Origin of the sequence: Xanthobacter variabilis, assembly GCF_043831965.2 — a bacterium.
Lineage (GTDB): Bacteria > Pseudomonadota > Alphaproteobacteria > Rhizobiales > Xanthobacteraceae > Xanthobacter.
Map to the genome: position 1 here is coordinate 341,811 of NZ_CM195533.1, position 24,516 is coordinate 366,326.

23 protein-coding genes are annotated in these 24,516 nt (G+C 68.3%); 11 read left to right on the forward strand and 12 right to left on the reverse strand.

What is annotated here, in order from left to right; all coding sequences use genetic code 11:
• The first annotated feature begins 343 nt into the window (after positions 1 to 343).
• A complete protein-coding gene (locus tag V5F26_RS01490; RefSeq protein WP_234051094.1) occupies positions 344 to 1,132 on the forward strand; it encodes a Bax inhibitor-1/YccA family protein in 789 nt (262 codons plus the stop codon).
• A 268-nt stretch (positions 1,133 to 1,400) separates the two neighbouring features.
• Positions 1,401 to 1,922: a GNAT family N-acetyltransferase gene (locus V5F26_RS01495; RefSeq protein WP_394055984.1), complete on the forward strand. Its 522-nt coding sequence runs from the start codon at positions 1,401 to 1,403 to the stop codon at positions 1,920 to 1,922.
• A 99-nt stretch (positions 1,923 to 2,021) separates the two neighbouring features.
• Here V5F26_RS01495 and argB read toward each other — a convergent pair whose 3' ends face one another.
• Positions 2,022 to 2,927, reverse strand: coding sequence for an acetylglutamate kinase (argB, locus tag V5F26_RS01500; protein WP_234051096.1), 906 nt, complete (start codon positions 2,925 to 2,927; stop codon positions 2,022 to 2,024).
• A gap of 334 nt (positions 2,928 to 3,261) precedes the next feature.
• Here argB and V5F26_RS01505 point away from each other — a divergent pair, with 334 nt between their 5' ends.
• Positions 3,262 to 4,887, forward strand: coding sequence for a hypothetical protein (locus tag V5F26_RS01505; RefSeq protein WP_394946757.1), 1,626 nt, complete (start codon positions 3,262 to 3,264; stop codon positions 4,885 to 4,887).
• A 181-nt stretch (positions 4,888 to 5,068) separates the two neighbouring features.
• Entirely contained in the window at positions 5,069 to 6,202 is a 1,134-nt protein-coding gene (locus V5F26_RS01510; RefSeq protein WP_394946758.1) for an alpha-D-ribose 1-methylphosphonate 5-triphosphate diphosphatase, read from the forward strand.
• Positions 6,203 to 6,321: 119 nt separating this feature from the next.
• Here V5F26_RS01510 and V5F26_RS01515 read toward each other — a convergent pair whose 3' ends face one another.
• Positions 6,322 to 7,377: a DUF2125 domain-containing protein gene (locus V5F26_RS01515; RefSeq protein WP_394946759.1), complete on the reverse strand. Its 1,056-nt coding sequence runs from the start codon at positions 7,375 to 7,377 to the stop codon at positions 6,322 to 6,324.
• Positions 7,378 to 7,507: 130 nt separating this feature from the next.
• Between V5F26_RS01515 and V5F26_RS01520 the strand changes: the two genes are divergently transcribed.
• Complete coding sequence (locus tag V5F26_RS01520; RefSeq protein ID WP_394946760.1) at positions 7,508 to 8,107, forward strand: gamma-glutamylcyclotransferase; 600 nt, start codon at positions 7,508 to 7,510, stop codon at positions 8,105 to 8,107.
• Positions 8,108 to 8,209: 102 nt separating this feature from the next.
• Here V5F26_RS01520 and V5F26_RS01525 read toward each other — a convergent pair whose 3' ends face one another.
• The 5 genes from V5F26_RS01525 to ftsE all read right to left on the reverse strand — a co-directional run bounded on the left by V5F26_RS01525 (position 8,210) and on the right by ftsE (position 11,990).
• Positions 8,210 to 8,635 (reverse strand): hypothetical protein, encoded by a 426-nt coding sequence (locus V5F26_RS01525; RefSeq protein WP_394946761.1) that lies wholly within the window; start codon positions 8,633 to 8,635, stop codon positions 8,210 to 8,212.
• Positions 8,636 to 8,667: 32 nt separating this feature from the next.
• On the reverse strand, positions 8,668 to 9,465 hold the full coding sequence (locus V5F26_RS01530) for a lysophospholipid acyltransferase family protein (protein WP_234051314.1): 798 nt from the start codon (positions 9,463 to 9,465) through the stop codon (positions 8,668 to 8,670).
• A 47-nt stretch (positions 9,466 to 9,512) separates the two neighbouring features.
• Positions 9,513 to 10,304: a YdcF family protein gene (locus V5F26_RS01535; RefSeq protein ID WP_394055974.1), complete on the reverse strand. Its 792-nt coding sequence runs from the start codon at positions 10,302 to 10,304 to the stop codon at positions 9,513 to 9,515.
• A gap of 71 nt (positions 10,305 to 10,375) precedes the next feature.
• The gene (locus V5F26_RS01540; RefSeq protein ID WP_394946762.1) at positions 10,376 to 11,344 is read right to left on the reverse strand and encodes a cell division protein FtsX; all 969 of its coding nucleotides are present in this window, start codon (positions 11,342 to 11,344) and stop codon (positions 10,376 to 10,378) included.
• The gene (ftsE, locus tag V5F26_RS01545; protein ID WP_234051315.1) at positions 11,331 to 11,990 is read right to left on the reverse strand and encodes a cell division ATP-binding protein FtsE; all 660 of its coding nucleotides are present in this window, start codon (positions 11,988 to 11,990) and stop codon (positions 11,331 to 11,333) included. The genes V5F26_RS01540 and ftsE overlap by 14 nt, the downstream gene beginning before the upstream one ends.
• A gap of 148 nt (positions 11,991 to 12,138) precedes the next feature.
• Between ftsE and hpt the strand changes: the two genes are divergently transcribed.
• Positions 12,139 to 12,675: a hypoxanthine phosphoribosyltransferase gene (gene hpt / locus V5F26_RS01550; RefSeq protein ID WP_234051104.1), complete on the forward strand. Its 537-nt coding sequence runs from the start codon at positions 12,139 to 12,141 to the stop codon at positions 12,673 to 12,675.
• Between the two features lie 19 nt (positions 12,676 to 12,694).
• On the opposite strand, the gene ppc is transcribed toward hpt, so the two are convergent.
• Together ppc and V5F26_RS01560 are read right to left on the reverse strand one after the other, a co-directional pair.
• Positions 12,695 to 15,514 (reverse strand): phosphoenolpyruvate carboxylase, encoded by a 2,820-nt coding sequence (gene ppc, locus V5F26_RS01555; RefSeq protein WP_394055973.1) that lies wholly within the window; start codon positions 15,512 to 15,514, stop codon positions 12,695 to 12,697.
• 165 nt (positions 15,515 to 15,679) lie between these two features.
• Positions 15,680 to 16,603: a hypothetical protein gene (locus tag V5F26_RS01560; RefSeq protein WP_394946763.1), complete on the reverse strand. Its 924-nt coding sequence runs from the start codon at positions 16,601 to 16,603 to the stop codon at positions 15,680 to 15,682.
• Between the two features lie 166 nt (positions 16,604 to 16,769).
• Here V5F26_RS01560 and V5F26_RS01565 point away from each other — a divergent pair, with 166 nt between their 5' ends.
• From V5F26_RS01565 to V5F26_RS01575, 3 genes are all read left to right on the forward strand, one after another.
• Entirely contained in the window at positions 16,770 to 17,093 is a 324-nt protein-coding gene (locus tag V5F26_RS01565) for a hypothetical protein (protein WP_234055150.1), read from the forward strand.
• A 190-nt stretch (positions 17,094 to 17,283) separates the two neighbouring features.
• Complete coding sequence (locus V5F26_RS01570) at positions 17,284 to 17,556, forward strand: hypothetical protein (protein WP_394055970.1); 273 nt, start codon at positions 17,284 to 17,286, stop codon at positions 17,554 to 17,556.
• 353 nt (positions 17,557 to 17,909) lie between these two features.
• Positions 17,910 to 18,440 carry a prolyl-tRNA synthetase associated domain-containing protein gene (locus tag V5F26_RS01575; RefSeq protein WP_234051107.1) on the forward strand — a complete coding sequence of 177 codons (531 nt, stop codon included), beginning with the start codon at positions 17,910 to 17,912 and terminating at the stop codon, positions 18,438 to 18,440.
• 168 nt (positions 18,441 to 18,608) lie between these two features.
• Here the strand turns inward: V5F26_RS01575 and V5F26_RS01580 are convergent, their stop codons facing one another.
• Entirely contained in the window at positions 18,609 to 20,300 is a 1,692-nt protein-coding gene (locus V5F26_RS01580; protein ID WP_394055967.1) for an acyl-CoA dehydrogenase family protein, read from the reverse strand.
• A gap of 124 nt (positions 20,301 to 20,424) precedes the next feature.
• Positions 20,425 to 21,516, reverse strand: coding sequence for an FUSC family protein (locus tag V5F26_RS01585; protein WP_394946764.1), 1,092 nt, complete (start codon positions 21,514 to 21,516; stop codon positions 20,425 to 20,427).
• A gap of 216 nt (positions 21,517 to 21,732) precedes the next feature.
• Here V5F26_RS01585 and V5F26_RS01590 point away from each other — a divergent pair, with 216 nt between their 5' ends.
• On the forward strand, positions 21,733 to 22,623 hold the full coding sequence (locus V5F26_RS01590) for a YihY/virulence factor BrkB family protein (protein WP_234051110.1): 891 nt from the start codon (positions 21,733 to 21,735) through the stop codon (positions 22,621 to 22,623).
• Positions 22,623 to 23,096, forward strand: a complete 474-nt coding sequence (locus V5F26_RS01595; protein ID WP_394055964.1) for an MmcB family DNA repair protein — start codon at positions 22,623 to 22,625, stop codon at positions 23,094 to 23,096. Before V5F26_RS01590 ends, V5F26_RS01595 begins: the two co-directional genes overlap by 1 nt.
• A gap of 793 nt (positions 23,097 to 23,889) precedes the next feature.
• Here V5F26_RS01595 and V5F26_RS01600 read toward each other — a convergent pair.
• Positions 23,890 to 24,444 carry an ActR/PrrA/RegA family redox response regulator transcription factor gene (locus V5F26_RS01600; RefSeq protein ID WP_234051112.1) on the reverse strand — a complete coding sequence of 185 codons (555 nt, stop codon included), beginning with the start codon at positions 24,442 to 24,444 and terminating at the stop codon, positions 23,890 to 23,892.
• Positions 24,445 to 24,516 lie beyond the last annotated feature (72 nt).

Consider the following 24,516-nt stretch of genomic DNA (forward strand, 5'->3'; position numbering starts at 1 on the left):
GCAGGCGATTGCCGTCGATGAAATTACTCTTATTGGTTGATACGGGGAGGAGGGCGAACGATCATGCGAACGCCCCGCCGCTCGCAGGCCTGGACCACTGCCCCTGCCCTGCCCCTGCGCCATGCCCGATTGTCCCGGCCTTCCTGCAACTATAGCGGAAGTTGCCCGGCGCCTGTCAGCGGCAATACGTCTCCATGGGCACCTGACCTAGAGTGACCTTGCGTAAATTTCATCTTCCATCGTCTTGCCGCCCTATGCGGAACCAACCATATTGACGCACGAACCCGCAGGTGCGCTTTGGCGCCGGCAAAGGGTTTTAAGAGTTTCTTGAAGGGGAACGACGATGTCCGATTATGATCGCAACGTCGCCGGGCGTTGGAACCCGTCGGTGGCACGCTCGCAGGCCGCGATCGACCAGGGGCTGCGTTCGTACATGCTCAGCGTGTACAATTACATGACGCTGGGCCTTGCCATTACGGGCGCCGCCGCGCTCGGCATCTACATGCTGTCCGTCACCACCGACCCGAGCCTTGCCGTGGGCCAGGTGAAGGGCGGCATCATGCTCACCCAGCTCGGCTACGCTTTGTTCGTGAGCCCGCTGAAGTGGGTGGTGATGCTGGCGCCGCTGGCTGCGGTATTCTTCCTGAGCTTCCGTGTGGAGCGGATGAGCGTCGCGGCCGCGCAGATCACCTTCTGGGTCTATGCGGGCCTGGTGGGCGTGTCGCTGGCCACCATCTTCCTCGTCTACACCCATGAGAGCATCGTCCGGGTGTTCTTCATCACCGCGGCTTCCTTCGGCGCGCTGAGCCTTTACGGCTACACCACGCAGAAGGACCTCTCCGGCATGGGCACGTTCCTGATGATGGGCCTGTTCGGCATCATCATCGCCTCGCTGGTGAACATCTTCCTCGGCTCCTCGATGCTTCAGTTCATCGTGTCCGTGGTGGGCGTGCTGGTGTTCGCGGGCCTCACCGCTTACGACACCCAGCGCATCAAGGAGATGTATTTCGAGGGCGACGACGTGGCGGTGATGGGCAAGAAGGCCATCATGGGCGCGCTCACCCTCTATCTGGACTTCATCAACCTGTTCATGATGCTGCTCCAGCTCTTCGGGAACCGCGGCAACGACTGACGCATTCCAGGATTGCGCGATTTGGAAACCCCGGCTTCGGCCGGGGTTTTCTTTTGCCTGGAGGGTGCGGCGGCACCCGCCCCCACGCCCCGGCGGGAGGCCGGTAGCCGATGGCGCTTTCGCGCCACGCTCAAGGAGCATAAGAGGGTTGTGCGTGCTGTCCGTGCGAGGCCGAATCGGCGGACCGGCGCCAGAGGCGGGCGCGTCTATCGCCACAGGCGCGCTTCAGCGCCTCTGCATCCCTCGCAGCTTTGTGGAAGACAGGTCCATGCCGATCCGCCCAGCCACTCCCGAAGACAGCCCCGCCATCGCTGCCATCTATGACGCCGCCGTGCTGGCCGGCACCGCCTCCTTCGAGATCGACCCGCCCGGGCCGGAGGAGATGGCGCGCCGCCAGCAGGCCATCATCGCCGCAGGCTATCCCTTCCTGGTGATGGAAGAGAACGGACAGGTGGTGGGCTATGCCTATGCCAGCGCCTTCCGCCCCCGCGTCGCCTATCTGAACACGGTGGAGAACTCGGTCTATGTGGACGAGACCATGCACGGCCGTGGCATCGGCAAGGCCCTGCTGGAGGCCCTGATCATTGAGTGCGAGGCGCGCGACTTCCGGCAGATGGTGGCCGTCATCGGCGATAGTGGCAATGAAGGCTCCATCGCCCTGCACCGCGCCTGCGGCTTCGCGCCCATCGGCACCCTGCCCGCCACCGGTTTCAAGCTGGGGCGCTGGATCGACACCGTTCTGATGCAGCGCGCCCTCGGCCCCGGCGCCAGCACCCTGCCGAGCCGGTGAGGCGCGGCGCCGGCGGCGCTTCGGCGCGGCAGGCTTCCGCAGTGGAGTTCGCGCGCGAAACATGAAAGGCCCGGAAACACCGCTTCCGGGCCTTTGTCGTCAGCGGGTGATGAGGGTGCCGGCGCCGTGGTCGGTGAGAAGCTCCACCAGCACCGCGTGGGGCACCTTGCCGTCGAGGATGACCACGCCTTCCACGCCCTTTTCCAGGGCATAGATGCAGGTTTCCACCTTGGGGATCATGCCGCCGGAAATGGTGCCGTCGGCGATCAGCGCGTGCGCCTCGGCGATGGTGAGCTTGGGGATGAGCTGCTTGTTCTTGTCCAACACGCCGGGCACGTCGGTCAGCATCAGCAGGCGCTTGGCGCCGAGCGCGCCGGCAATGGCGCCGGCGAAGGTGTCGGCATTCACATTATAGGTGCCGCCATCCACGGCCGCCGCCACCGGCGCCAGCACCGGCACCAGGTCGCGGCCGAGGATCTGGTCCAGCACCATGGTGTCCACGGTGTCGGGCTCGCCCACGAAGCCGAGGTCCACCACCTGCTCGATCTTGCTCCCGGGATCGACCACGGTGCGGCTGGCCTTGCGGGCGCGCACCATGTTGCCATCCTTGCCGCACAGGCCGATGGCCTTGCCGCCGGCCTCATTGATGAAGCCCACGATCTGCTTGTTGATGGAGCCCGCAAGCACCATCTCCACGATCTCGACGGTGGCCTTGTCGGTCACGCGCAGGCCGGCCGCGAACTCGGACTTGATGCCGAGCTTCGTCAGCATGGCGCCGATCTGCGGGCCGCCGCCGTGCACCACGACCGGGTTCACCCCGGCCTGCTCCAGAAGCACGATGTCGCGCGCGAAGTGGCGGGCCACTTCCTCGTCGCCCATGGCGTGGCCGCCGTACTTCACCACGATGATGGTGTCGTCATAGCGCTGCATGTGAGGCAGCGCCTTGGCCAGGACTTCAGCCTGGAGCTGCGCTTCCGCGATGGGGGACAGGACGGTCTCGGTCATGGAGATCTCGCTCAAGCGGGTCAGCCCGAGGGGCTTTTGAGGGACCTGCGGGCGGGTGCCGGCGCCGGTCCCTGGAACGGCGCCCTCATAGCCCGTTCGTCGCCGCCGGGGAAGGGCGCGTGCCGCTGTTGACAGGTGACGGGAGGGTCATTCCACCGCTCGCGAAAACGTGATGATAAGGAGCCTCCGGCGCACCACAATCGAGGTGCGAAGAGCACGCCGCACGGCGTGTCCACCGGGTGCCGAGACCGCCGCTGTTCGAGACCATCGCCGCTCACGCATTCAACCCAAGCATGCACGCTTCAGGGCGGGCATCCTCAGGCAGAACCCCTCCATGTCCGCCCAGACCCAGTCTCCGACCCCGAAGGCACCTTCCGCCGGCCTGCGCCTGCCGCCCCGGCGCCCCCATGACCTGTCGCGCGGCCTCATCGCGGTGCTGTTCGTGGTGTGCCTGGCGATCGCCGCCATCCCGATCCTCACGCACCCCATTCCACCCCTGTCGGACTATGTAAACCACCTGGCGCGCATGCACATCATCGCCGCGCTGCCCCACGACAAGGATTTGGCCCGCTTCTATTTCCTGGATTGGTCCATCCTGCCGAACCTGATGATGGACATGGTCGTTCCCATCATCGACCGGTTCACGAACATCTATCTGGCGGGCGAGATCTACACGCTCATGTGCTTCGCCCTCATCACGGGCGGCACGCTGACCTTGCACCGGGCCCTGTTCGGCAGCTGGTCGGCCATTCCCCTGCTCGCCTTCCCGCTGCTCTACAACGCCATCTTCCTCGTTGGCGTGATGAACTATTATTTCGGCATCGGGCTTGCGCTGTTCGCCCTCGCCTTCTGGAGCCTGCTGCGCGACAGGCCCTGGCCGGCGCGCTACGCGGTGTCCACGGCGTTCGTTGTGGCCCTGTTCTTCTGCCACCTGTTCGCCGCCGGCGTTTACGGCATCGGCATTCTCTCGTTCGAGCTGGGGCGCCTGTTCACGCGGCGCAACACGCCGCTGGTGCCGCGTCTGGTGGATTTCGTCGCCTCGGGCCTGCCGTTCCTGGTGATGGTGCCCATGCTCATCGCCAGCCCCACCTGGGGCCTGTCGACCCAGAATATCTGGGAGCCCCAGGGCAAGCTCCAGGGCGTCGAGTTTGTCATCAACGTCTATTACGACATCGTCGCCTTCGTGCTCACCGCGGTGGTGGTGCTGGCGGCGGCCTGGGCCATTCAGCACCGGCTGCTGCGCACCAGCCCGCTGCTGGTGCCGCTGCTGGTGGTGTCGGGCGCGGTCTATCTCGCCATGCCGCGCGTGGTGTTCGCTTCCTATCTCGCGGACCAGCGCCTGCCCATCGCCATCGCCTTCATGGTGCTGGCCACCATCCAGGTGGATCTGCGCCACCGTCTGGCCCAGCGCGGTTTCATGGTGGTGCTCATCGTGCTGCTGGCCGTACGCGTGGGCGAGGTGCAGATGGTGTGGAACCGCCTCACCCAGTGGACGACGAATTTCGACAAGTCCATCAGCCTCATCCACCCCGGCTCGCGGGTGCTGGTGGCCTATGCGGACGCGCAGGGCGGCAACGACCCGCGTGACCTTGGCCTGGTGCATGCCGCCTGTCTCGCCATTATCGAGCGCTCAAGCCTCGTCACCACCGCCTTCGCGGTGAAGGGCAAGCAGATCCTGCGCGTGCACACCCCCTATCGCGACCATGTGGACACCGAGGACGGCACCCCGCCTTTGGTGGAACAGCTGCTGCTGACCGAGGAGGAATCCACCCCCGACGGCCCCCGCTACTGGGACCTGTGGCCCCAGCATTTCGATTATGTCTACCTGCTGTTCACCGAGCGCGGCGCGCCCAATCCCGATCCCGACCGGCTGAAGATGGTCTATGAGGGTGAGCGCTTCCAGCTCTACCAGGTCATCGCGCCCAAGCCGGCCACGACACCGGCGGCCGCCAGCAACTAGGGTGTTTTCGGGCGCGCCATTCCGTGTGAGGAAGGCGCGCCCGCGCCACGAACGGGAGCCCCTGCCCCATTTCATAAAGCGCTGAAATGCGCCAAGAGAGGCCCTCGGCGTCACGGCGCTGTCACCCATTTCTGTCAGGGCGGGATATCCCCTGCCCCGACAGCACGCATCCGGAGTCGTGATGGAATCCGTCCTCACCCATGCCCGCCTTGTCCTGGACGACCGCGTCGTCGAGGGTACGCTGGTGGTGCGCGACGGCTTCATCAGCGCTGTCGAGGAAGGCCGCAGCCACATGGCTGCGGCGGTGGACTGCGCGGGCGACTTCATCTGCCCCGGCCTCATCGACCTGCATACGGACGCGCTGGAAAGCCACTTCGTCCCGCGCCCCAAGGTGTTCTGGCCCGACGCGCGGGCCGCCGCCCTGGCCCATGACGGGCAGGTGGTGGCCAGCGGCATCACCACCGTGTTCGACGCCATCTGCGCCGGCGGCTTCGACCAGGCCAAGATGGAGCGGCGCGAGCTGTTCACCGTCATGCTCGACGCGGTGGAGGACGGGGCGGACCTGTTCCGCGCCGATCATCGCATTCATCTGCGCTGCGAGATGACGGATCCGGACCTGATGAGCCTGGCCACGCCGGCCCTGGAACGGCCGAAAGTGGCCCTTGCCTCCCTCATGGATCACACGCCCGGTGCGCGGCAGTGGCGCAATGTGGAGAGCCTGCGCGGCTTCCTTTTGGGCATCGGCAAGACCGCCGCCGAGGCGGAGGCGGAGATCGAAACCCGCGCTGCCCGCGGCCGCGCCTCGGTGGGGCTCAATTTCGGCCCGCTCTCGGACCTGCTGCGTGGCACCTCCATCATCCGCGCCAGCCATGATGACACAACGCCGGAGCATGTGGAGCTGGCGCGGGACGCGGGCTGCACCATCAGCGAGTTTCCCACCACCGTGGTGGCGGCGCGCTCCGCCCACGCCGCCGGCCTCACCACCATTGGCGGCGCGCCCAACGTGGTGCGCGGCGGCTCCCACTCCAACGGAGTGGCCATGAAGGATCTGGTGGCCGAGGGCCTGCTTGACGCGCTGGCCTCCGATTACGTGCCCGCCAGCCTGCTGCAGGCGGCGACCGCGCTTCACTTCCGGCAGGGTCTGCCGCTGTGGGATGCGCTGGCACTGGTGACATCCGCGCCGGCGCGCATGGCCGGCCTTGCCGATCGCGGCCGCCTCGCCCCCGGTCTGCGCGCCGACATCACGCGCTTTCACATGGTGGAGGGCACGCCTGTGGTCCGGCAGGTGCTGGTGAGGGGCGAGCGCGTCTTCTAGCCGTCCGGCCAGCCCCGTAACACGCCGCGTGCAGCACACAGGCACAGAAACGCGACCGGTCCCCACCGGTCCCCGCGCTCAAGCCGAGACGAAGACTGCCAATCGGACTCCGCCCTGCCTCAGAAGGCCGGCGGCAGGTTGCCCACCGGGAAGCCCCCAAGCCTGAGGCTGCCGGACTTGAAGGTTACCGCGAAGGTGACACCCTTGCGCCCCTCCACCTCGGCAGGCTTGCCGACCATGGCGAGGGCCCCCACCACGGGCGAGAGCTCCGGCGGCACCACTCCGGCCTGGTCGAGCTGCTTCATCAGGTCATTGAGCCCGGCAAAGCCGAGATCCAGATTGCCATTAAGCCGCCCCACGGGATCCAGCGACAACGCCCCCTTCGCGGAGGCCACCACCTGCGGGGTGGTGATGGCGAAACGGTCGAGCCGCGCCACGCCGCCGGCCGCAGCCCACGCCCTCAGGCGCTGCGCCACCGGCATGGGCCGCAGGTCCGCCGCTGCCGACACGAGGCCTTGCAGGGATACATCCACCGGGCCAGGGCTGCCCGCCTCCGACAAAATGGCGCTCTCCCCGCCGGTGATGCCGGCTGCATATTCCAACCCGTCCGGCCCGGAGGCCGCCGGCACGCGGCGCACGTGGAATTCCAGAAGACGCGCGGAAAGCAGGGAACGACCCGACGTGTCCGCCGGTTCCTCGATCCGCGGATCATGCACGGAAAGGGAGAAGCGTTCCGGCTGGCCGCTGAGATCGCCGACGCCGCTCATCTGCAGCAGGCTCCAGGTGGCGGCGTAGGACTGCCCGGTGGCCCGGTTCTCCACCCGCGCGGGCGGCGTGAATTCGGAAACGATGTGGTTGGGCGCCCAGATCTGCGCCACCGCATGGGCTGCCACCGCCGTCACCCGCATGGGCTCTCCGCCGCGGGTTTCCAGGCTCGGCTCCATGCACACCAGCTCGAAGCGGAAGGGGAAGCCCGCGAGGCGACGATCCGCGCAATTCCAGATGCGCCCGAGCCGGGCCTCGCGATCCACCCAAGCGTCAATCTCATGTTCGGCGCGATTGGCCGCGTAGACCCAGACGCCGCTCCAGATCACCGCCAGCAGCAGCATGAGCACCACGGGCACGATGACGAAGCGTGAGGTCAGGCGCTTGGCGGGGGCGTCTGCGGCGGGCATGCGCATCCTTCTCCGTGGGCGGCAGGGCGGGTGCAGTGCGAATCGGCATCGCCGCGCTTGCGGCGGACGCCGGGCGCTGTTAGGCGACGGCGGAAGGGATCTGTCAACGCCAAGGATATCCGCGCCGATCATGACGGAAGATGACGGAGCTGGCCACGACCGCTGGGTGTTCGCCTACGGGTCGCTGATGTGGAACCCGGGCTTTGCCTTCGCCGAGCGCTGCGAGGCCCGGCTGATCGGGGCCCACCGCTCGCTCTGCGTCTATTCCTTCCACCATCGCGGCACCCCGGAGGCGCCCGGGCTGGTGCTGGGGCTGGAACTGGGTGGGTCGTGCCGTGGCATTGCCTACCGGGTCAGCGCCGAACGGTGGGCCGAGACCCACGCGTATCTGACGGCCCGCGAGCAGATTTCAGGCGTCTATCGCGAATGCGTGCGCCGGGTGCAGCTGTTGGACGGGACGCGGCGCGCGGCGCCGGCCACGGCCTATCTGGTCAATCGCGGCCACGCGCAATATGCGGGCGCGCTCACGCGGGAGCAGCAACTCGCGCTGGTGAAGCGCTCCCACGGCAAGTCCGGCCCCAACGCGGATTACGTGTTCTCGACCGTCAGCTCCCTTGAGGAGCTGGGGCTGGCCGATCCGGATCTGGCGTGGATCGCCCATCATCTGCGCCAGGAGCACGGATTGCCCCACGCGGCGTCGCAGGCGGACGGCGATTCGGAACGCGACTGACACGCGCCGCAGTGGCGGAGCGCTGCCTACAGGCACACCCTAAGCGGGCCTGCGGGCGAAGGCGCGGATGCCGATTCCCCCGCGCGGAATGGGAAGGTCCGCTCAGGCGGCGTGGCGGCTAGCGAGTTCGGCGCCGCGCACCACCATGGGCAAGCGCGGGGTCCGAGCTTCCAGCGCGCGGCAGGCGGGCAGAGGACCGGTCAGCAGCCGAACGAGCCCCGGAGGGGCATTCTCCCCGAGCACATGGATGTGGATTTCGTCAGCCTCGAGCCGCTGCGCCATGCGCCGCGCATCCTCGCCGCTGCGCCCCACCCACATGGCCATGGAGCCGGCGGGCGTGCGGCGGGCGACGATGGCAAGGGCATCCGGATAATCGGGCGCCTCGTCGGCCGGATAGACCGAAAACACATGCCGCACGCCGTCTCCATCGCGCCAGAAGCGGTAGCGCGCTCCGAGCGCGCCGTGCTTCAAACCGGTGAGGCAGCCGGCGTCGGTCAAGGGAATGAGGAGCGAATCAGTCGCGTTCATGGGAACGAAACTAGAACACCCAAGAATCCCGATCAAGAGTTTTCCACAGTAGTGGACAACGGGGACGACGCGGCCTCCCGCAGGAGTTCCGGGGGCGCCCTCTCGCCCAGCTCCCTCAGGCCCTCTTCGAGCAGGCGGGTGCTGGCGGTTTCGATATCGCTTTCGAGCCGCGCCATGAAGGCGGCGCGGCCGAGCCCCGGCGCGATCGGCGGCAGGATATCGACCCGGATGGTGCCCGCGCGCTTGATGAACGCGCGGCGTGGCCAATAGAGGCCGGAATTGAGCGCCACCGGCAGGCAGGGCACGCCCAGCGCGCCATAAAGGTGTGCGACGCCGAACTTGTAGTCCGGCGGCGCACCTGGCGGCCGGCGGGTTCCCTCGGGAAAGATCAGGATCTGGCGGCCATCCTCGACCTCGGCGCGAGCGATGCGGGTCATGGCCTTCAGCGCGCTCATGCCGGCGCTACGGTCCACCGGGATCATCCGCGCCTTCTTCAGGTGCCAGCCCAGCAAGGGGATGAGGGTCAATTCCTTCTTGAGCACGAAGGCGGCGTCGGAAAACAGCGGCAGCAGGGCCAGCGTTTCCCAGGCCGACTGGTGCTTGGCGGCGATCAGCAGGGGGCCCGCCGGAATGTTCTCGCGGCCCGCAATCTCCACCCGGACGCCGCAGATGAGCCGCAGCAGGGCGCTGTTGGTCTTCGACCAGCCCAGCACCGCATATTTCCAGTGCACCTTGCGAGGCAGCAGCAGCAGCGGCAGGAAAGCCACCACATAGATGGTCGTCACCGCATAGAATGCGGCCAGGAATACCAGCGAACGCAGCGCCGTCACCACTTCGGAAAGCTCCCTCTCGCCCCTTGCATCAGGGGTGGCATGCATCAGGGGGTGGCAAGGGCCTCGGCGCGGATGCGCGGGTGCTGGGGGTCGGCCTGGGCCACGGCCTGCACCGGGCGGATCTGCGCCTTCGCCATCATGTACTTCAGATATTCCTTGAACAGCAGCTTCACCGTCGCCGGATCGCGCCACCACTGTTCCGTCTCCATGCGGGAGGTCACCACCGGATAGGCCACCAGCTCCACATCGGGCAGGGAGTGATTGAGCTCCACCAGGGCCCGCGGCATGTGCCAGGCCGAAGTGACCACCACCAGCGAGCGGAAATTCTGGCTGCGGGTCCACTCCGCCGCCTCGATGGCGTTGCCGCGCGTGTTCAGCGCCTTGTGGCCAAGGTCCACGCAGCAGGAAATGAGGGCCTGCCCGCCGGGCAGCGTGCGACCGAGCTCGCCCGGTGAGGTCACCGGATTGACGCCGGTGATGAGCAGGCGCTTGCCCCGCCCCTCGGCCAGCAGGCTCACCGCATCGGCGATGCGCGAGGCCCCGCCAGTCAGCACCACGATGGCATCGGCCGACTTCACCTGCACCGGCTCGCGGGCGGCGATCTGGGTGAGGAAGCCGAGGAAACCGGCCAGGACCGCGAGCACCGCCAGCCCCACCAGCAGCACCGTGCCCTTCACCAGCCGCCGCAACAGCGTGCGGCGCCACGTGGGCGCGCGGTGCGGCAAAGCGTTGACGGGCGCGTCGGGCCGATCGGCGGCGTCCCCCGGCCGCTCGCGGCGCGGGGCGCGGGCCACGGAGCCCGCCAGCATGGGCGGCATTTCAGTCGTCGTGCTCATACTCGCAACCTTGCGGGCCGAATGCGGCAGACCCGAGGTGCCTCCGCCACGGCCCTGAACGGCCATGGATTTCACTGTATCGTCCTCAAGGTTCGGTAAACGGTGACGCGCGAGGTGAGGGCGGTGGCGAATGCCACCACCGCCACTGCGCAGGCAATGCCCACAAAGCCCCAGATGCCGGGATTGAGCCAGGCGAGGAAGGTCGGGTCCTCCGGATCCCCCACCACGGAAAAGCGCGGCAGGGCGATGATGGCGCCGAACACCGCTGCCGCGGCGCAGCCGCCCAGCAGCCCGCCCTCGGCGCCGATCTTCAAAAAGTGGCGCTGGAACTGGGCGGCGATGAAACCGTCGCGGGCGCCCACGAAGTGCAGCACCTCCACCACCGCCCGGTTGGTGGCTACCGCCGCGCGGGTGGCGAACACCACCGACAGTACCGTGGCGAGCCCCACCAGGGCCAGCAGCACCACGCCGGCGATCATCACCCCTTCCGCCATGGCACCCAGGCGCTGCGACCACAGGCGGTGATCGTCCAGCGAGGCGGTGGGGATGCGGTCGCTCAGGGTGCGCCGCAGCTTGGCGAAATCCACCGGTGTCGAGCCGTCGAGCTTCAGCACCACCACGCGCGGCACCGGCAGGTCGCCCAGGTCCAGCCCCGAGCCCAGCCAGGGCTCCAGCAGCCGCCCGGTTTCCTCGGCCGAAAGAATGTGGGTTTCGGCGATGCCGGGAGTGGCGCGGGCGATCTCGGCCGCCAGCTGCACCTGGGCGTCGGTCGCAGCGGGCTCGCCGGCGCGGATCTGAATGGTCACCTCGCGCGTCACGTCGGCGCGCCACTGGCCGGCGGTGGTGCGCACCGCCATCACCGCCCCCACCGTGAGGGACGCGAGGAAGGTCATGATGGCCACCACCGCCACCAGAGTGTGCCCGGCGATGGTGGAGCGCGGAACGATGGAGGTCTGGGCGCGCGCCTTCGCGGGGCGCACTGCCTCTTCCGGGGCGGCCGCGCCCTTGGTGGCGAGGGGGGCGGTTTCAGTCGTAGACATAGAGGCGACCGTCCGCGATCACGAGACGCCGGGCATCATACTGGTCCATGAGCGCGATGTCGTGGGTAGCCAGCAGGACCGAGGTCCCGGTGCGGTTGAGCTCGATGAACAGGCGCAGCAGGCGCCGCGCCAGAGTGGGGTCCACATTGCCGGTGGGCTCGTCCGCCAGCAGGAATTCCGGCCGGCCGATGAGGGCGCGGGCGATGGCGGCGCGCTGCTTCTCACCGCCCGAGAGCACGGGGGGCAGCACGTCCATGCGGTCGCCCAGGCCCACCCAGCCCAGCAGTTCGGTCACCTCGCCGCGATAGCTCGCCTCGTCGCGGCCGAGCACGCGCAGCGGCAGCGCCACATTCTCATAGGTGGTGAGGTGGTCGAGCAGGCGGAAATCCTGGAACACAATGCCGATGCGCCGGCGCAGCACCGCCACCTCGTCCGGATCGAGGGACGACACGTCCCGCCCGAACAGGGTGATGAGCCCGCGCGTGGGCTTCAGCGAGAGGAAGAGCAGGCGCATGAGGGTGGTCTTGCCCGCGCCCGAGGGGCCGGTGAGGAACTGGAACGAACTGGGCGCGATGCCGAAGGACACGTCCTTCAGCACTTCCTGCCCCATTCCATATCGCAGACCGACATTCTCGAATCGGACCAGATGTTCCACCCTTCCTCCGAATCGTCCGTTGTGTTGATCCGCCAACATAAACGAAGCCGGCCGCCCCGCCCACCTCGGCGCGGGCCCGGCCGCGCTCTGGACGCCTGCCGCCATCCGGTCCATGCTCGGCCGAGTTGAGCGAGGACCCATGCCCCTGCCGAATATTTCCATTCTGTTCGACGAGAACCGCATCGCCGCCCGCGTCCGCGGCGTGGCGGACGAAATCGTGGCGGCGGAACCCCACAACATGCTGGCCGTCGTCGTGATGAACGGCGCCTTCATGTTCTCCGCCGATCTCCTGCGCGCCCTGCATGCCTCGGGGCTGACGCCGGAGGTGGAGTTCATGCAGCTCTCGTCCTATCGCGAGGCCACCGTCTCCTGTGGCCAGGTGGACATCCTGTCCGACGTGCACTCCGACGTGCGCGGGCGGGACGTGCTGCTCATCGACGACATCCTGGAATCCGGCCGCACCCTGGCCTTTGCCAAGGACCTGCTGATGGCGCGCGGCGCCCGGCGGGTGCTGGTGTGCGTGCTGCTGGAGAAGCCGGGAAAGCGGGCGGTGCAGGTGCATCCCGATTTCGTCGGCTTCGTGTGCCCGGACCTGTTCGTGGTCGGCTACGGCATGGATGTCGCCCATGCCTTCCGCCAGCTCCCCTTCATCGGACACATCGTCGGCCTCGCCTGAGGCCGACGATGCTCCGCCGTCAGCCTGAATTGCGCAGGCCGGCGGAGATGCCGTTGATGGAGAGCTGGATGCCGTGCAGCACCTCCTCCCGCGCCGCCGCGTCCGCCCCCTCGGCGGGGGCCGCGCCCTGCTGGCGGTGCAGCTTCAGGAACTCGATCTGCAAGTGATTCAGCGGATCGAGATAGGGAAAGCGCGCGCGGATGGAGCGGTCGAGGGCGGGATTACCCTCCAGCGGCCGCGACTGCTCCATGATGATGTTGAGATGGGCGACGGTGCGCTCATGCTCGGCGCGGATGCGGCCGAAGATCTCCGCCCGCAGGCTCTCGTCCGGCACCAGCTCCGCATAGCGCGAGGCCACCGCCAGCGAGCTTTTCGCCAGCACCATGTCCATGTTGGAAAGCTGGGTGCGGAAAAAGGGCCATTCCCGGTACATGGCCTGGAGCAGCGACATGCCGTAGTCGGCGCGCCGGCCGATGAAGGCTTCCACCGCCGTGCCGAAGCCGTACCAGCCCGGCAGCATCAGCCGGCACTGGGCCCAGGAGAACACCCACGGAATGGCCCGGAGCGAGGCGATGGACCGCGTCTTTGCCCGCGAGGCCGGGCGCGAGCCGATGTTCAGGGTGGCGATCTCGGAAATCACCGTGGACGACCAGAAGTAATCCTCGAAGCCCTCGGTCTCGTAGACCAGGTTTCGATAGGCCTTGAAGGCATCGCCGGAGATTGCCTCCATGGCGCTCAGGAATTCAGGGCGCGGGGCGCTCTCCTGCGGCTGCAGCAGCGAAGCTTCCAGGGTGCCCGCCACCAGGATTTCCAGGTTGCGCCGGCCCACGTCGGGATTTGAATATTTGGAGGAGATGATCTCCCCCTGCTCGGTGATGCGGATCTGACCGTTCACCGCCCCACCCGGCTGGGCGAGGATGGCGTCATAGCTCGGCCCGCCGCCGCGGCCCACCGAGCCACCGCGGCCATGGAACAGGCGCAGCCGCACCGAATGGGCGCGCGCCACCTCGATGAGGCCGATCTCCGCCTTGTAGAGCTCCCAGCCGGAGGTGACGAAGCCGCCATCCTTGTTGCTGTCGGAATAGCCCAGCATCACCTCCTGCTCGCCGCTGCGGCTCGCCACCAGGCGGGCATAAGCGGGCAGCGAGAAGGCGCGCTCCATGACGGCACCGCAGGCCTTCAGGTCGTCGATGGTCTCGAACAGGGGAATGATGTTGACCGCGCTCGTCCCTTCGGCGGAAACGAGCCCCACCTCCTTCAGCAGCAGCGCCACCTCCAGCAGGTCAGAAACACTCTCGGCCTTGGAGATGATGGAATTGGGGATGGAGAGCGGCCCCAGCTCCCGATGGGCGGCCGCCGCCTCGCGGAAGATCGCCAGCTCCGAGCGGGTCTCGTCCGAATAGGCCACGAACGGCGAGGACAGAAGCCGCGCCGTGCCCAGCTCGCGCACCAGCAGATCGACCCGCGCCTCCTCGCTCAAGCTGGCGTAGGAGGTGCCCGGCACCACCTTCTCGAACAATTCCGCCACGGTGCGCTCGTGCACGTCGGAATTCTGCCGGAGGTCCAGGCAGGCGAGGTGGAAGCCGAAGCAGTCCACCGCCCGCCGCAGGCGCCGCAGCCGGCCCCGCGCCAGGATGCGCGAGCCGTTGGCGCACAGAGAGAGATGGATGGTATCGAGATCCGCCTTCAGCCCCTCGGCGCCGGCATAGGGCTCCACCTCCGCCGGCCCGCCGGCGAGATGGCTCGCCGTGGCCTCCACCCGCGCCAGGATATAGGCCACCGCCAGCCGGTAGGGCTCGCCCCGATGGCCCGGCACCGGGTCCGTGGAGCGGGCGACCAGGGCTTGCAGCTCCGGCGAGGTGCGCACCTGCCGTCCCGACAGGGACAATTCCAGCCCGAGGGCGGCCAGCTCGGCGGCATAATGGGCAAAAATGCGCGCGCGGTGCAGGCGCATCGTGTTTCGCAGCACATCGGCGGTGACGAAAGGGTTGCCGTCGCGATCGCCGCCGATCCAGCTGCCCACCCTCAGGAAGGGCGGCAGCTCCAGCTCGGGTGCGTCCGATCCCTCCGCCTCCTGCCCCTTGGTCAAGGCGTCCTCAATGGCGCAGTGCAGGCGGGGCAGCTGATCAAGGAAGGTGTAATCGTAATAAGAGAGGCCGTTCGTCACCTCGTCCAGGACGGTGAGCTTGATGCGCCGCAGCAGCGCCGTCTGCCACAGGGTCAGCACGGCCCGGCGCAGCGCCTCCTCGCCCTCGACCCGCTCCTGGGGGGTAAGGGCCATGCGCTCGCCCCGGTCCAGCAGCTCGGCAATCTCCATCTCGCGGTTCAGGGTGCTCTTGCGCCGCACCTCCGTGGGATGGGCGGTGAGCACGGGGCTGATCTTGGCGCCCCGGAAGAAGGCCGCCAGCGCCGCCGTGTCCACCCCCTGCTCGCGCGCCAGGGCGAACGAGCGCGCCAGGCTGCCGCTGGCCGGCGGCGCCGCGGTCATGGCCGCCTCGCGGCCGCGGCGAATGTGGTGCTGGTCCTCGGCGATATTTGCGAGATGGGAGAAATAAGAGAAGGCGCGGATGATCTCCACGGCCCGCTCGGGTGACAGGCGCGGCAGCAGGGCCGCCAGTTCCTGGCGCGCCTCCTCCTCGCCGCCGCGATGGAAGCGCAGGGAGGTCTGGCGGATGCGCTCCACCAGGTCGAACACCTCCTCACCCTCCTGGATGCGGACCGTGTCGCCGAGAATGCGACCCAGCCGCCGGATATCCGCCTTCAGCGGCAGATCCTCCAGGGTGTCCGGCCCCTCCGCGCTCTCCAGTCCCAGATCCACCGGCATCATCCCGCGCGTCATGCTGCGCCCCGTCCCGAGCCCGGAGGAATCGCGCTTCGTGGCGGCGCAAACCCATTCCCGGCCTTGATTGGTGCTTTTCCGACTCGCCCCCGCGAGGTTCGGAAACGCTTGAGAGCCCGACCCTAGTGTTTCGGAAATTTCGCGTCAGCGAAAGAGCCGGCCTGCTCAGCCGGCGATGCCGGCTGCCGCTTTGGCCGCCGCCGTCCTCTCCAACGCCAGATGGGCGCTGCCGCGCAGAAAGGCGAAGGAGCTGGCAAAGAAATCGGCGAGCGCCTCTTGTCCGCGCTCGGTCAGCCGCCCCGCCCCGGCTTCCGCATCGCGGGACAAAAGCCCGCCGGCCTGCGCGTCCTTCAACAGTTGCAGCACGTGGGCGCGGGAGACATGAAAGCGCCGCGCCAGCTCGGCGATGGAGGGGGAAGCCTCGCCGGCCACGGCAGCCACATGCAGCGCCATCAGGATCATGATCCCGCTGTCCCGGTCGGCCAGCTCGGCGATCGAGGGAGCATCGTCCAGAACCCGGTAGCCGGCGCGAAAGCCGTCGCCCAGCGCAATGGCCACCGCATCGAACACCGCGCGATCCAGAAGGGCGGTCTCCAGCTCCCCAAGCTTGGGGTCGAGGGTGGAGAGCAAGCGATATTGGATCTGCCAGCGCTGGAGCTGCAGGCTCACCATGCGCGGCGTGGGCTCCAGGGGCTTCACGCGCCGGTCGCCGCCATGTTCGGCGGGGGCCAGATAGCCGCCCCACCGCAGCAGCGCCAGCATGGCCTTGGCCCGGCCCCGGCTGCACACGCCGGTTTCGGCCGCCAGCGCCGCCATGTGGCTCACCGTCAGGCCGCCACCGCGCGCCTCGGGCAGCGCATGCAGGTACAGCGCAAGAAAACCGAAGAGAAGGCGGCCGCGATCATTCAACACCCGGTTGAGCAGGCGGTTGCCGCTATAGAGGCCGACCATGGAGGCGGCACTTTCATCCATCGCTGCGGGAAAGGCCGGGTGGGTCCGCACCCATTTCCGCGCCTCCACGCCCGCCGCATCGGCAAGCCATTCGCAGACCCCACGGGCCTGCGCCGCCGTATCGTACGCCCCACTCACGCTCGCCCCCGAACGGTAGACCCTGACCGCCTCGCGAACAGGAGCCTATCGGCTTTTGTCGCCGCGCGGGAGATACGGGAAGTAGAAAGAGGCCAACTTTCGGCATTGAGCGGGGCAAAAAGCCGTCCTAGCCCTTAGCTCGGCCGGACCCTCCGTGAGGTAAATCATGTCCCGCTTCGCCTTGATCGCCATGGCGGCCGCCACCCTGAGCGCCGCCGCCTTCGTCTCCCCGGCCTCTGCAGTGGTCTACTGCAAATCTGTTGGTGTTCCAAAAGGTTGCGTGGCTCGCCCGACGGCTCCCGCCGCCCGCGCGGCCGTGCACTGCACCCGACCCGGCTACCCCGTCGGCTGCGTTCCCGGCGCGGGCGCGCCCGGTGTCGGCGTCACGCCTGGCGTCGGTGTCGGCGCGCCGGGCGTCGGAGTTGCTCCGGGACCGGGCGTTGCTCCGGCCAATGCCGGCGGCCCCGTGAACCGCATTGGCGTGCGCTGACCACGAACGCCTGTGATCTCAGTCGCGCATTCGTCCCTCGCCCTGCCGCGCGGCTCCACAGCCTTCACAAACCCGGCCTTCGCAAGACTGTCGCAGGCCGCGCGGAAGCTTGCGCGCACCGGCCGCCGGCGTGCGACACCCGCCTTTTCTGATTCTTGAACCTTCACTGCCGTGATGGAGACCCCCTGACATGAAGAAGCTGCTTCTCGCCTGCGCCGCACTTGGTGCCCTGTCCGCCCCCGCTCTGGCCGATCAGGCTTCCGCGGACAAGTGCGCCGCCGGCCTCGATGCCAACGGCCAGGCCATCTACGCGGCGGCCGCGCCGCAGGCGGCTTCCACCTCCGACCTGCGCGGGCTCGTGACCACTGTCACCAAGTCGCTGGTGGGCAGCGGCGCCGTTCCCATGGGCTCCGCCCGTGGCGCGGCCGAGGCCGCCGGCGCCTGCCTCGCCAAGCTGCGCTGACAACGCAGACGCTGCACGGGGCGGCCCAAGGCTTCCCGTGCAGCGTCCGCCCGAAACTCCCGCCGGCCCACGGGGCCCTGCGCCAATCCCGCACGCGGCCGACGTCCCCACCCGCAAGGGGCATGATCTCGCGCCGGAGGGGCGAAGGCAGCGGATCCTCGCGGACGGCGCGAAGGACAAGCCAGCCCCCGCCGCGCAACAACCGGCGTTCGGCACGAATTCTGTTGCCGTGTGCCGCGCCGCCGTCGTGCGGCCGGCCCCGCGCCTCAACTCCCAGTCGCCGGCCGATCCTGATTGTACTAAGCATGGGCGGAACAACCTTCCTGCGCCCCACGCGCGACGGAAACCGCCTTATGCCATTAACGCCCGACGCCTTGCTGGCGCTGCTCGACGCCCAGGCCATTCCGGCTGAGACCTTCTCCCATCCCCCGCTGCGCACGGTGGCGGAATCCAAGGCGCTGCGCGGCAGCGTGCCCGGCGCCCACACCAAGAATCTGTTCCTGCGCGATGCCAAGAAGAACTATTTCCTGGTCACCGCCGCCGCCGATGCCGAGGTGAACCTGAAGAGCCTGCGGGCGCCGCTGGGCGCGCGGGGCTCGCTCTCCTTCGGCACGCCCGAAGCGCTGTTCGAATATCTGGGCGTGCTGCCGGGATCCGTGACCCTGCTGGCGCTGGCGAACGATCCGGACCACCGCGTGACATTCGCCATCGACAGCGCCTTGCTGCGCGCCGAGGCGGTCGGCTGCCATCCGCTCACCAATACCCGCACCACCGTCCTCACCCCGCAGGCGCTGCGCAGCTTTTTCGCGCTGACCGGCCACCAACCGGTGCTGCTCGACCTCCCCTCCCTGGCCCATGACGCATTGCAGCCTGTCGCCGGCTGAGGGCGGGGCCATCACGGCGCCCCCCTGCCCTGACGCCGCTGCACGCCCCTCCCCCAAAGGCCCGGCAATGCGCTGAAGGCAGACATGAAAACGGCCCGCGAGCCAGGCTCGCGGGCCGTTTTCACTTTGTGACATCCCAAGGCGCGGCCCCGGCCGGAGCCGGCGAGATCAATTACCGCCGTCGAGCACGCGACGGGCGATAACCTGGGCCTGGATCTCGGCCGCGCCTTCGAAGATGTTGAGAATGCGCGCGTCGCACAGAATGCGAGACACCGGATATTCCAGCGCAAAGCCGTTGCCGCCGTGGATCTGCAGCGCATTGTCCGCCGCCGCCCAGGCGACGCGGGCGCCCAGGAGCTTGGCCATGCCGGCTTCCAGGTCCGTGCGGCGCCCCTCATCCTTGGCGCGCGCGGCGAAATAGGTGATCTGGCGGGCGATCATGGTTTCCACCGCCATCATCACGATCTTGTCGGCCACACGCGGGAAGGCGAACAGGGGCTTGCCGAACTGAATGCGCTCCTCGGCGTATTTGAGGCCCACTTCCATGGCCGCCTGGGCCACGCCCACGGCGCGGGCGGCGGTCTGGATGCGGGCGCTCTCAAAGGTGGTCATCAGCTGCTTGAAGCCCTGGCCCTCTTCCCCGCCCAGCAGGTTCTTGGCCGGCACCTCGAACCCGTCGAAGCCGATCTCGTATTCCTTCATGCCGCGATAGCCGAGCACCTCGATCTCGCCACCGGTCATGCCCTCGGCGGGGAACGGGTTCTCGTCACTGCCGCGCGGCTTCTCGCCGATGAGGATGGACAGGCCCTTATAGCCCGGCTCGTTGGGATTGGTGCGCACCAGCAGCGTCATGATGTCGGCGCGGACCGGATGGGTGATCCAGGTCTTGTTGCCGGACACCTTGTAGACGTCCCCTTCCTTCACCGCGCGGGTGCGCAGCGAAGCGAGGTCGGAGCCGGTATTGGGCTCGGTGAACACGGCGGTCGGCAGGATCTCGCCCGAGGCGATCTTGGGCAGGTAATGGCCCTTCTGCTCGTCGGTGCCGCCAGCCAGGATCAGCTCGGCCGCGATCTCGGAGCGGGTCCCCAGCGAGCCGACGCCGATATAGCCGCGCGAGAGCTCCTCGGTGACCACGCACATGGCCTCCTTGGGCAGGCCCAGGCCGCCGAACTCCTCCGGAATGGTGAGGCCGAACACGCCCATTTCCGAGAGCTGGCCGATGATTTCCAGCGGAATGTATTCGTTCTTCAGGTGCCATTCATGGGCGTGGGGCGCCACTTCCGCCTCGACGAAGCGGTGCATCTCCGTGCGCATGGCCTCCAGCGTCTCGTCGAGGCCGGCCTCGCCGATGGTGCCGGTGGGATGGGCAATGCGGATGATGTCGGCGAGCGCTGCGCGGCTGGCGGCGGTGTTGCCCTTGGCGACCAGGGTGGCGACGGCCTCCTCGGCGGCGAGGGCCAGAATGCTCTCGACCGGCACATACAGGTCCGTAAGGCGGACCACCTCGCCCTGGCTCATGGGAATGCCGCCCAGGATCTGGGCGATGTATTCACCAAGGCCGATCTGCACGATCAGCTTCTCGGTCTCGCCGAACTTGCCCATCTCGGTGAGCCGGTCGGCATAGTGCACGAGCTCGCGCACGGAGAAGACATAAGTGGCGAGCCAGGCGAGGCCGTGAGTGGCGCGCTGCTCCTTCTCCAGCAAAGCGGAAGAGATCTTCGGGCCGTCGATCACCTTGGCACGCACCGCGGAGGCCGCCTCCGCCAGCAGCTTCTCGAGGCTCGCCGTCGCGATTCGGCCGAGGGCGACCGCGTCGATGGGGTTCTGATCGACGGGACGGAGGGCTGCGCTGGCGGACATGGACGATGATCTCCCTTTGTGCATCGCGAAAACGTATCTTGCCCCGGAATGCTTCCAAAGCAACGACAGACTTAAGCCGCCACAGCCATGGACGCAGACGCGCGCAACGGCAACCCCGCCGCGCTCACGCCCCGCCCTCCTCCATTTCCGAGAGGCGGGCGACCAGCTCGTCCAGATTCTCCATCATGTGGCCGCAGGCGGAGATGGCCGAAAACACCGCCCGAAGGTCGGTTCCGCTGGCATCGTCGAAGGTGCCGGCGGCGTTGAGCCGCTCCACCTCCCCGTCGAGCGCCACCACCGCCGCCCGGGCGGCTTCCGCGGCCGCGGAGAGGTCCACCCCTTTCTCGCCGTCCAGCAGGAGGGCCACCGCCTCCATGTAGCCGGTTAGCCCCGCCACCGCCCCGTCCAGCCCCGGGCCCAGCAGCATTACGATTCGCTCGGACAAAGGGGTGTCGGTGCCGCGCAGCAGGATGATGACCGAGTGCCACAGCCGCCGGCAGGAGCGCACCACCGGATTGGGGTCCAACTGCCCCGAAAGGGCCCGCTCGGCCTGGGCCTCGGCAATGCGGGCATCGGCGGCGCGCAACGCCTTGCGGGCCTTGGAGTTGAGGGCATCCATCCGGCCCGCGTCGAGGCCGCGCCCCAGCAGCCCGTCGCGCCCCAGGCTGAGCAGCTCGGCGCACAGGCGCACCGCCGTGGCGCAATGGGGAAACAGGAAGGCCACCGCCCGCGCCGGCAGGATCAGGAGCGCGCACAGCACGCCCACCACGCCACCAATGCCGATCTCGAACACCCGGTGCAGGCCCGAGATCCACGGGTCCACATGGGTGGGGTCGGACAGCAGCACGATCACCGCCGTCACGGGTGCCAGCTTGAAGCTGGTGAAACGCGCGGCCAGGGTGCTGGTGAGCAGGATGGACATGCCCAGCATCACGAAGGTGAGGAGCGCCGACGGCCCGGCCACCATGGCCGCCCCGACGCCCACGACACCCCCAACCACCGTGCCGAGGGCGCGATCAATGGCCACCGAAAGGCTTGCGCCGATGGTGGATTGCACCACCAGCACCGCCGTGAGCACCGCCCAATAGCCATTCGGCAGCTTGAGGCCATAAGCCAGGCCGTAGGACACGAGCGCCGCCACCGCGGCCTTCAGGCCGAGCGTGTAATGACCGCCGGAGAAAACTTCGCCTAGGCGCTTGAGCGAGAACGAAGGCATCGCGAGGAACTCTCCGCGGAAAAGCGTGCGGCCATGACCCGCCCGGCGCACCGAAGGCGGCATTGCCCCTGCTGATCAACGAAAGCGCGCCTGAACTCAAGGGGGTAGGCGAGCCCCTGTCCACCCGGCGCCCTGCTGCGGTGCGGCAGGCTTGAACGCGCGCTTGCCAACCGTAAGGGAAAGCCCGATGTCTCGGAGGGATCAGCGGGGACATTCATGCTGCGACGCATCATCCATATCAGCCTCGACGCGGTGTGGACCTTCAGCACCGATGATGGCTGGGCCATTTCCAGCCACATCGCGCTGTCCGCCCTCATGTCGCTATTCCCGTTCCTCATCTTCGTGACGGCTCTGGCCGGCTTCCTGGACCTGCGCCCGCTGGCGGCGGAGACCATTCCCCTGCTGCTGGAGAGCTGGCCCCGGCAGGTGGCCGACCCCATCTCCCGCGAGATCTACAATGTGGTGGATCAGGTGCGCACGGACGTGCTCACCTATGGTGTGCTGCTCGCCATCTACTTCTCGTCCAACGGAATTGAGAGCCTGCGCATTGGCCTCAACCGCGCCTATGGGGTGAAGGAGGCGCGGGCCTGGTACTGGCTGCGCCTGGAATCCATCGGCTATGTGCTGCTCTCCGCCGCCGCAATCCTGGCCCTGTCCTTCCTGGTGGTGCTGGGCCCGCTGCTGTGGCAGGCGGCCGTGGCCCACCTTCCGGCGCTGAAGCCCTTCTCCCACATCGTGACGCTGGCGCGCTTCGCGGCCACCTCCATCATCCTGGTGGTGACGCTGGTGGTCGCCCATCTGTGGCTGCCGGCGGGCCGGCGGAGCCTGGCGGAAGTGGCGCCGGGCATCCTGGTCACGCTGGTGCTGTGGCTGGTGGCGGCCTCCGCCTTCGGCATGTATCTGGCCGAGTTTCCCGCCAACTACGTCACCACCTATGCCGGCCTCGCCTCGGTGATGATCGCCCTGGTGTTTTTGTACCTCACCGCCTCCATCTTCGTGTTCGGGGGCGAGCTCAATGCCGCCATCTCGCGGGACTACAAGGCCCGCATGGCCCAAAGGGACGAAAACGTGGTCCGCGAGAAGCTGACGGCGGAGGCGGAAAGCTGATGGAACACCCGCCCCAGCCCCGGGAGGATGGGCGCCAGTCGCCCACCGCGCGCACGGTGCAGCGGGGCGTGCTGCGGCATCTGGCGGCGCGCGGCGTGGTGGGGGTGACCGAATTTTCGCTGGTGAGCGGCCGGCGCGCGGACATCCTGGCCCTCGACGGCAAGGGCGAGATTTCCATCATCGAGATCAAGTCGTCGGTCCAGGACTTCCGCACTGACGGCAAGTGGCCGGAATATCGCGCCTTCTGCGATCGCCTGCTGTTCGCCGTGCCGCTCGATTTCCCCGCCGAGATCCTGCCCGGGGAGGCCGGCCTGCTGGTGGCCGATGCCTTCGGCGCCGAGCTGCTGCGCGAGGCCCCGCGCCATCCCCTGCCGGCCGCCACCCGCAAGGCGCTGACGCTGCGCCTTGCCCGCACCGCCGCCAACCGCCTCGCCGCCCTCTACGACCCCGACCTGATGCGGCTCGACATTTGAGCCCGGCGCAGCAGAGGCTGAGGGTCGATGGACATTCGGAGCGTGGGGCGCGGCTTATCCCTCACCACCCTGTTCCTCATGGCCCCGCCCCTCTCCCGCTTGCGGGGAAGGGCCGGAGTGGGGACAAAACATTGGGAAGCCGCCCCGGCAGCGAGGGGCAGGGCAACGCCTCGCAAATCTCAAAAGTCTTGACTCTCCGGCCTCTGCGCCCCGCCGCTGTCCTAGCCCAACTGGTCCTGCCCCTCACCTTCCCCGCAAACGGGGGAGGGAACGAGACCCGCCAGCCCCTGCCTCTTCAATGTCGATCAGCCTCAGCGCGCGGCGCTTGGTTCACGGGCCCTAGCCCAGCTTGCTCAGCCCAGGAGCGAGCCCGTCGTCCACCGATCGAAGGCTGAAGGCGCGAAGGCCAAGCCGGCGGCTTTGGCCCACCCGCGCCGGCCCGCTATCATCAGAGCGGCCGCGGGGCAGACCCGACCGCCCTCCCGAGGCGGGAGCACCGGCATCGCGCGCAAAGCCCGGCGGCCCGCAGAAGCGCGAAAGCGGGCCGAAACGCACGGTGTCGGCCCTTGTGGCCTGCTCATGAGCCGGCCATTCCCGGTGAGCGGCGGCAAGGCTCCGCCGCGGCACCACGCCGTCGACAGTAGACGGGCAAGCCGTGAGCGGCTGTCCCGAGCGTGACGCGGGACCGACTCTCGATGCGCGAATGCCCCAAGCCCCGCCGCCCCGCGAGCCGGTGCATGGCGGCACGGATCCGAGCCCCGATCCGGCCCGGACCGAAGCGCGCCTGCGCCCCTCAGCGGGGCGCGCGCTTGGCCAGGATGCGCTGAAGCGTGCGCCGATGCATGGAAAGGCGACGCGCCGTCTCCGACACATTGCGCCCGCACAATTCATAGACGCGCTGAATATGCTCCCACCGCACCCGGTCCGCCGACATGGGGTTTTCCGGCGGATGGGGCTTGTGATCGCCCGAGGCGATGAGCGCGGCCACCACGTCGTCCGCATCGGCGGGCTTGGCGAGATAGTCCACCGCGCCCAGCTTCACGGCGGTGACGGCGGTGGCGATGTTGCCGTAGCCGGTGAGCACGATGGCGCGCGCGCCGGGGCGATGCTTCTTCAGTGCGGAGATGACGTCGAGGCCGCTGCCGTCGCCCAGGCGCATGTCCACCACCGCGAAGGCGGGCGCGGACTCCTCCACGCGGGCGAGGCCGTCGGCCACGGTTTCGGCGGTGGCAACCTGGAAGCCGCGCGCCTCCATGGCCCGCGCGAGGCGCTGCAGGAAGGAGCGATCGTCGTCGACGATCAGGACCGAACGGTCTTCTCCCACTTCGAGCGGCGTCGTTTCATTCATCGTTATGTGTCCTCGGCATCCGGGGCGCTGGGGCAATGCGCCGTCACATCTAAACAATGGCGTTCAGGAACG

Bases quoted from the DNA above. Each gene is read 5' to 3' on its own strand.
- V5F26_RS01490 (WP_234051094.1), top strand. From the start codon at position 344: ATGTCCGATTATGATCGCAACGTCGCCGGGCGTTGGAACCCGTCGGTG.
- V5F26_RS01495 (WP_394055984.1), top strand. From the start codon at position 1,401: ATGCCGATCCGCCCAGCCACTCCCGAAGACAGCCCCGCCATCGCTGCC.
- argB (WP_234051096.1), bottom strand. From the start codon at position 2,927: ATGACCGAGACCGTCCTGTCCCCCATCGCGGAAGCGCAGCTCCAGGCT.
- V5F26_RS01505 (WP_394946757.1), top strand. From the start codon at position 3,262: ATGTCCGCCCAGACCCAGTCTCCGACCCCGAAGGCACCTTCCGCCGGC.
- V5F26_RS01510 (WP_394946758.1), top strand. From the start codon at position 5,069: ATGGAATCCGTCCTCACCCATGCCCGCCTTGTCCTGGACGACCGCGTC.
- V5F26_RS01515 (WP_394946759.1), bottom strand. From the start codon at position 7,377: ATGCCCGCCGCAGACGCCCCCGCCAAGCGCCTGACCTCACGCTTCGTC.
- V5F26_RS01520 (WP_394946760.1), top strand. From the start codon at position 7,508: ATGACGGAAGATGACGGAGCTGGCCACGACCGCTGGGTGTTCGCCTAC.
- V5F26_RS01525 (WP_394946761.1), bottom strand. From the start codon at position 8,635: ATGAACGCGACTGATTCGCTCCTCATTCCCTTGACCGACGCCGGCTGC.
- V5F26_RS01535 (WP_394055974.1), bottom strand. From the start codon at position 10,304: ATGAGCACGACGACTGAAATGCCGCCCATGCTGGCGGGCTCCGTGGCC.
- V5F26_RS01540 (WP_394946762.1), bottom strand. From the start codon at position 11,344: ATGTCTACGACTGAAACCGCCCCCCTCGCCACCAAGGGCGCGGCCGCC.
- hpt (WP_234051104.1), top strand. From the start codon at position 12,139: ATGCCCCTGCCGAATATTTCCATTCTGTTCGACGAGAACCGCATCGCC.
- ppc (WP_394055973.1), bottom strand. From the start codon at position 15,514: ATGACGCGCGGGATGATGCCGGTGGATCTGGGACTGGAGAGCGCGGAG.
- V5F26_RS01565 (WP_234055150.1), top strand. From the start codon at position 16,770: ATGTCCCGCTTCGCCTTGATCGCCATGGCGGCCGCCACCCTGAGCGCC.
- V5F26_RS01570 (WP_394055970.1), top strand. From the start codon at position 17,284: ATGAAGAAGCTGCTTCTCGCCTGCGCCGCACTTGGTGCCCTGTCCGCC.
- V5F26_RS01575 (WP_234051107.1), top strand. From the start codon at position 17,910: ATGCCATTAACGCCCGACGCCTTGCTGGCGCTGCTCGACGCCCAGGCC.
- V5F26_RS01580 (WP_394055967.1), bottom strand. From the start codon at position 20,300: ATGTCCGCCAGCGCAGCCCTCCGTCCCGTCGATCAGAACCCCATCGAC.
- V5F26_RS01585 (WP_394946764.1), bottom strand. From the start codon at position 21,516: ATGCCTTCGTTCTCGCTCAAGCGCCTAGGCGAAGTTTTCTCCGGCGGT.
- V5F26_RS01590 (WP_234051110.1), top strand. From the start codon at position 21,733: ATGCTGCGACGCATCATCCATATCAGCCTCGACGCGGTGTGGACCTTC.
- V5F26_RS01595 (WP_394055964.1), top strand. From the start codon at position 22,623: ATGGAACACCCGCCCCAGCCCCGGGAGGATGGGCGCCAGTCGCCCACC.
- V5F26_RS01600 (WP_234051112.1), bottom strand. From the start codon at position 24,444: ATGAATGAAACGACGCCGCTCGAAGTGGGAGAAGACCGTTCGGTCCTG.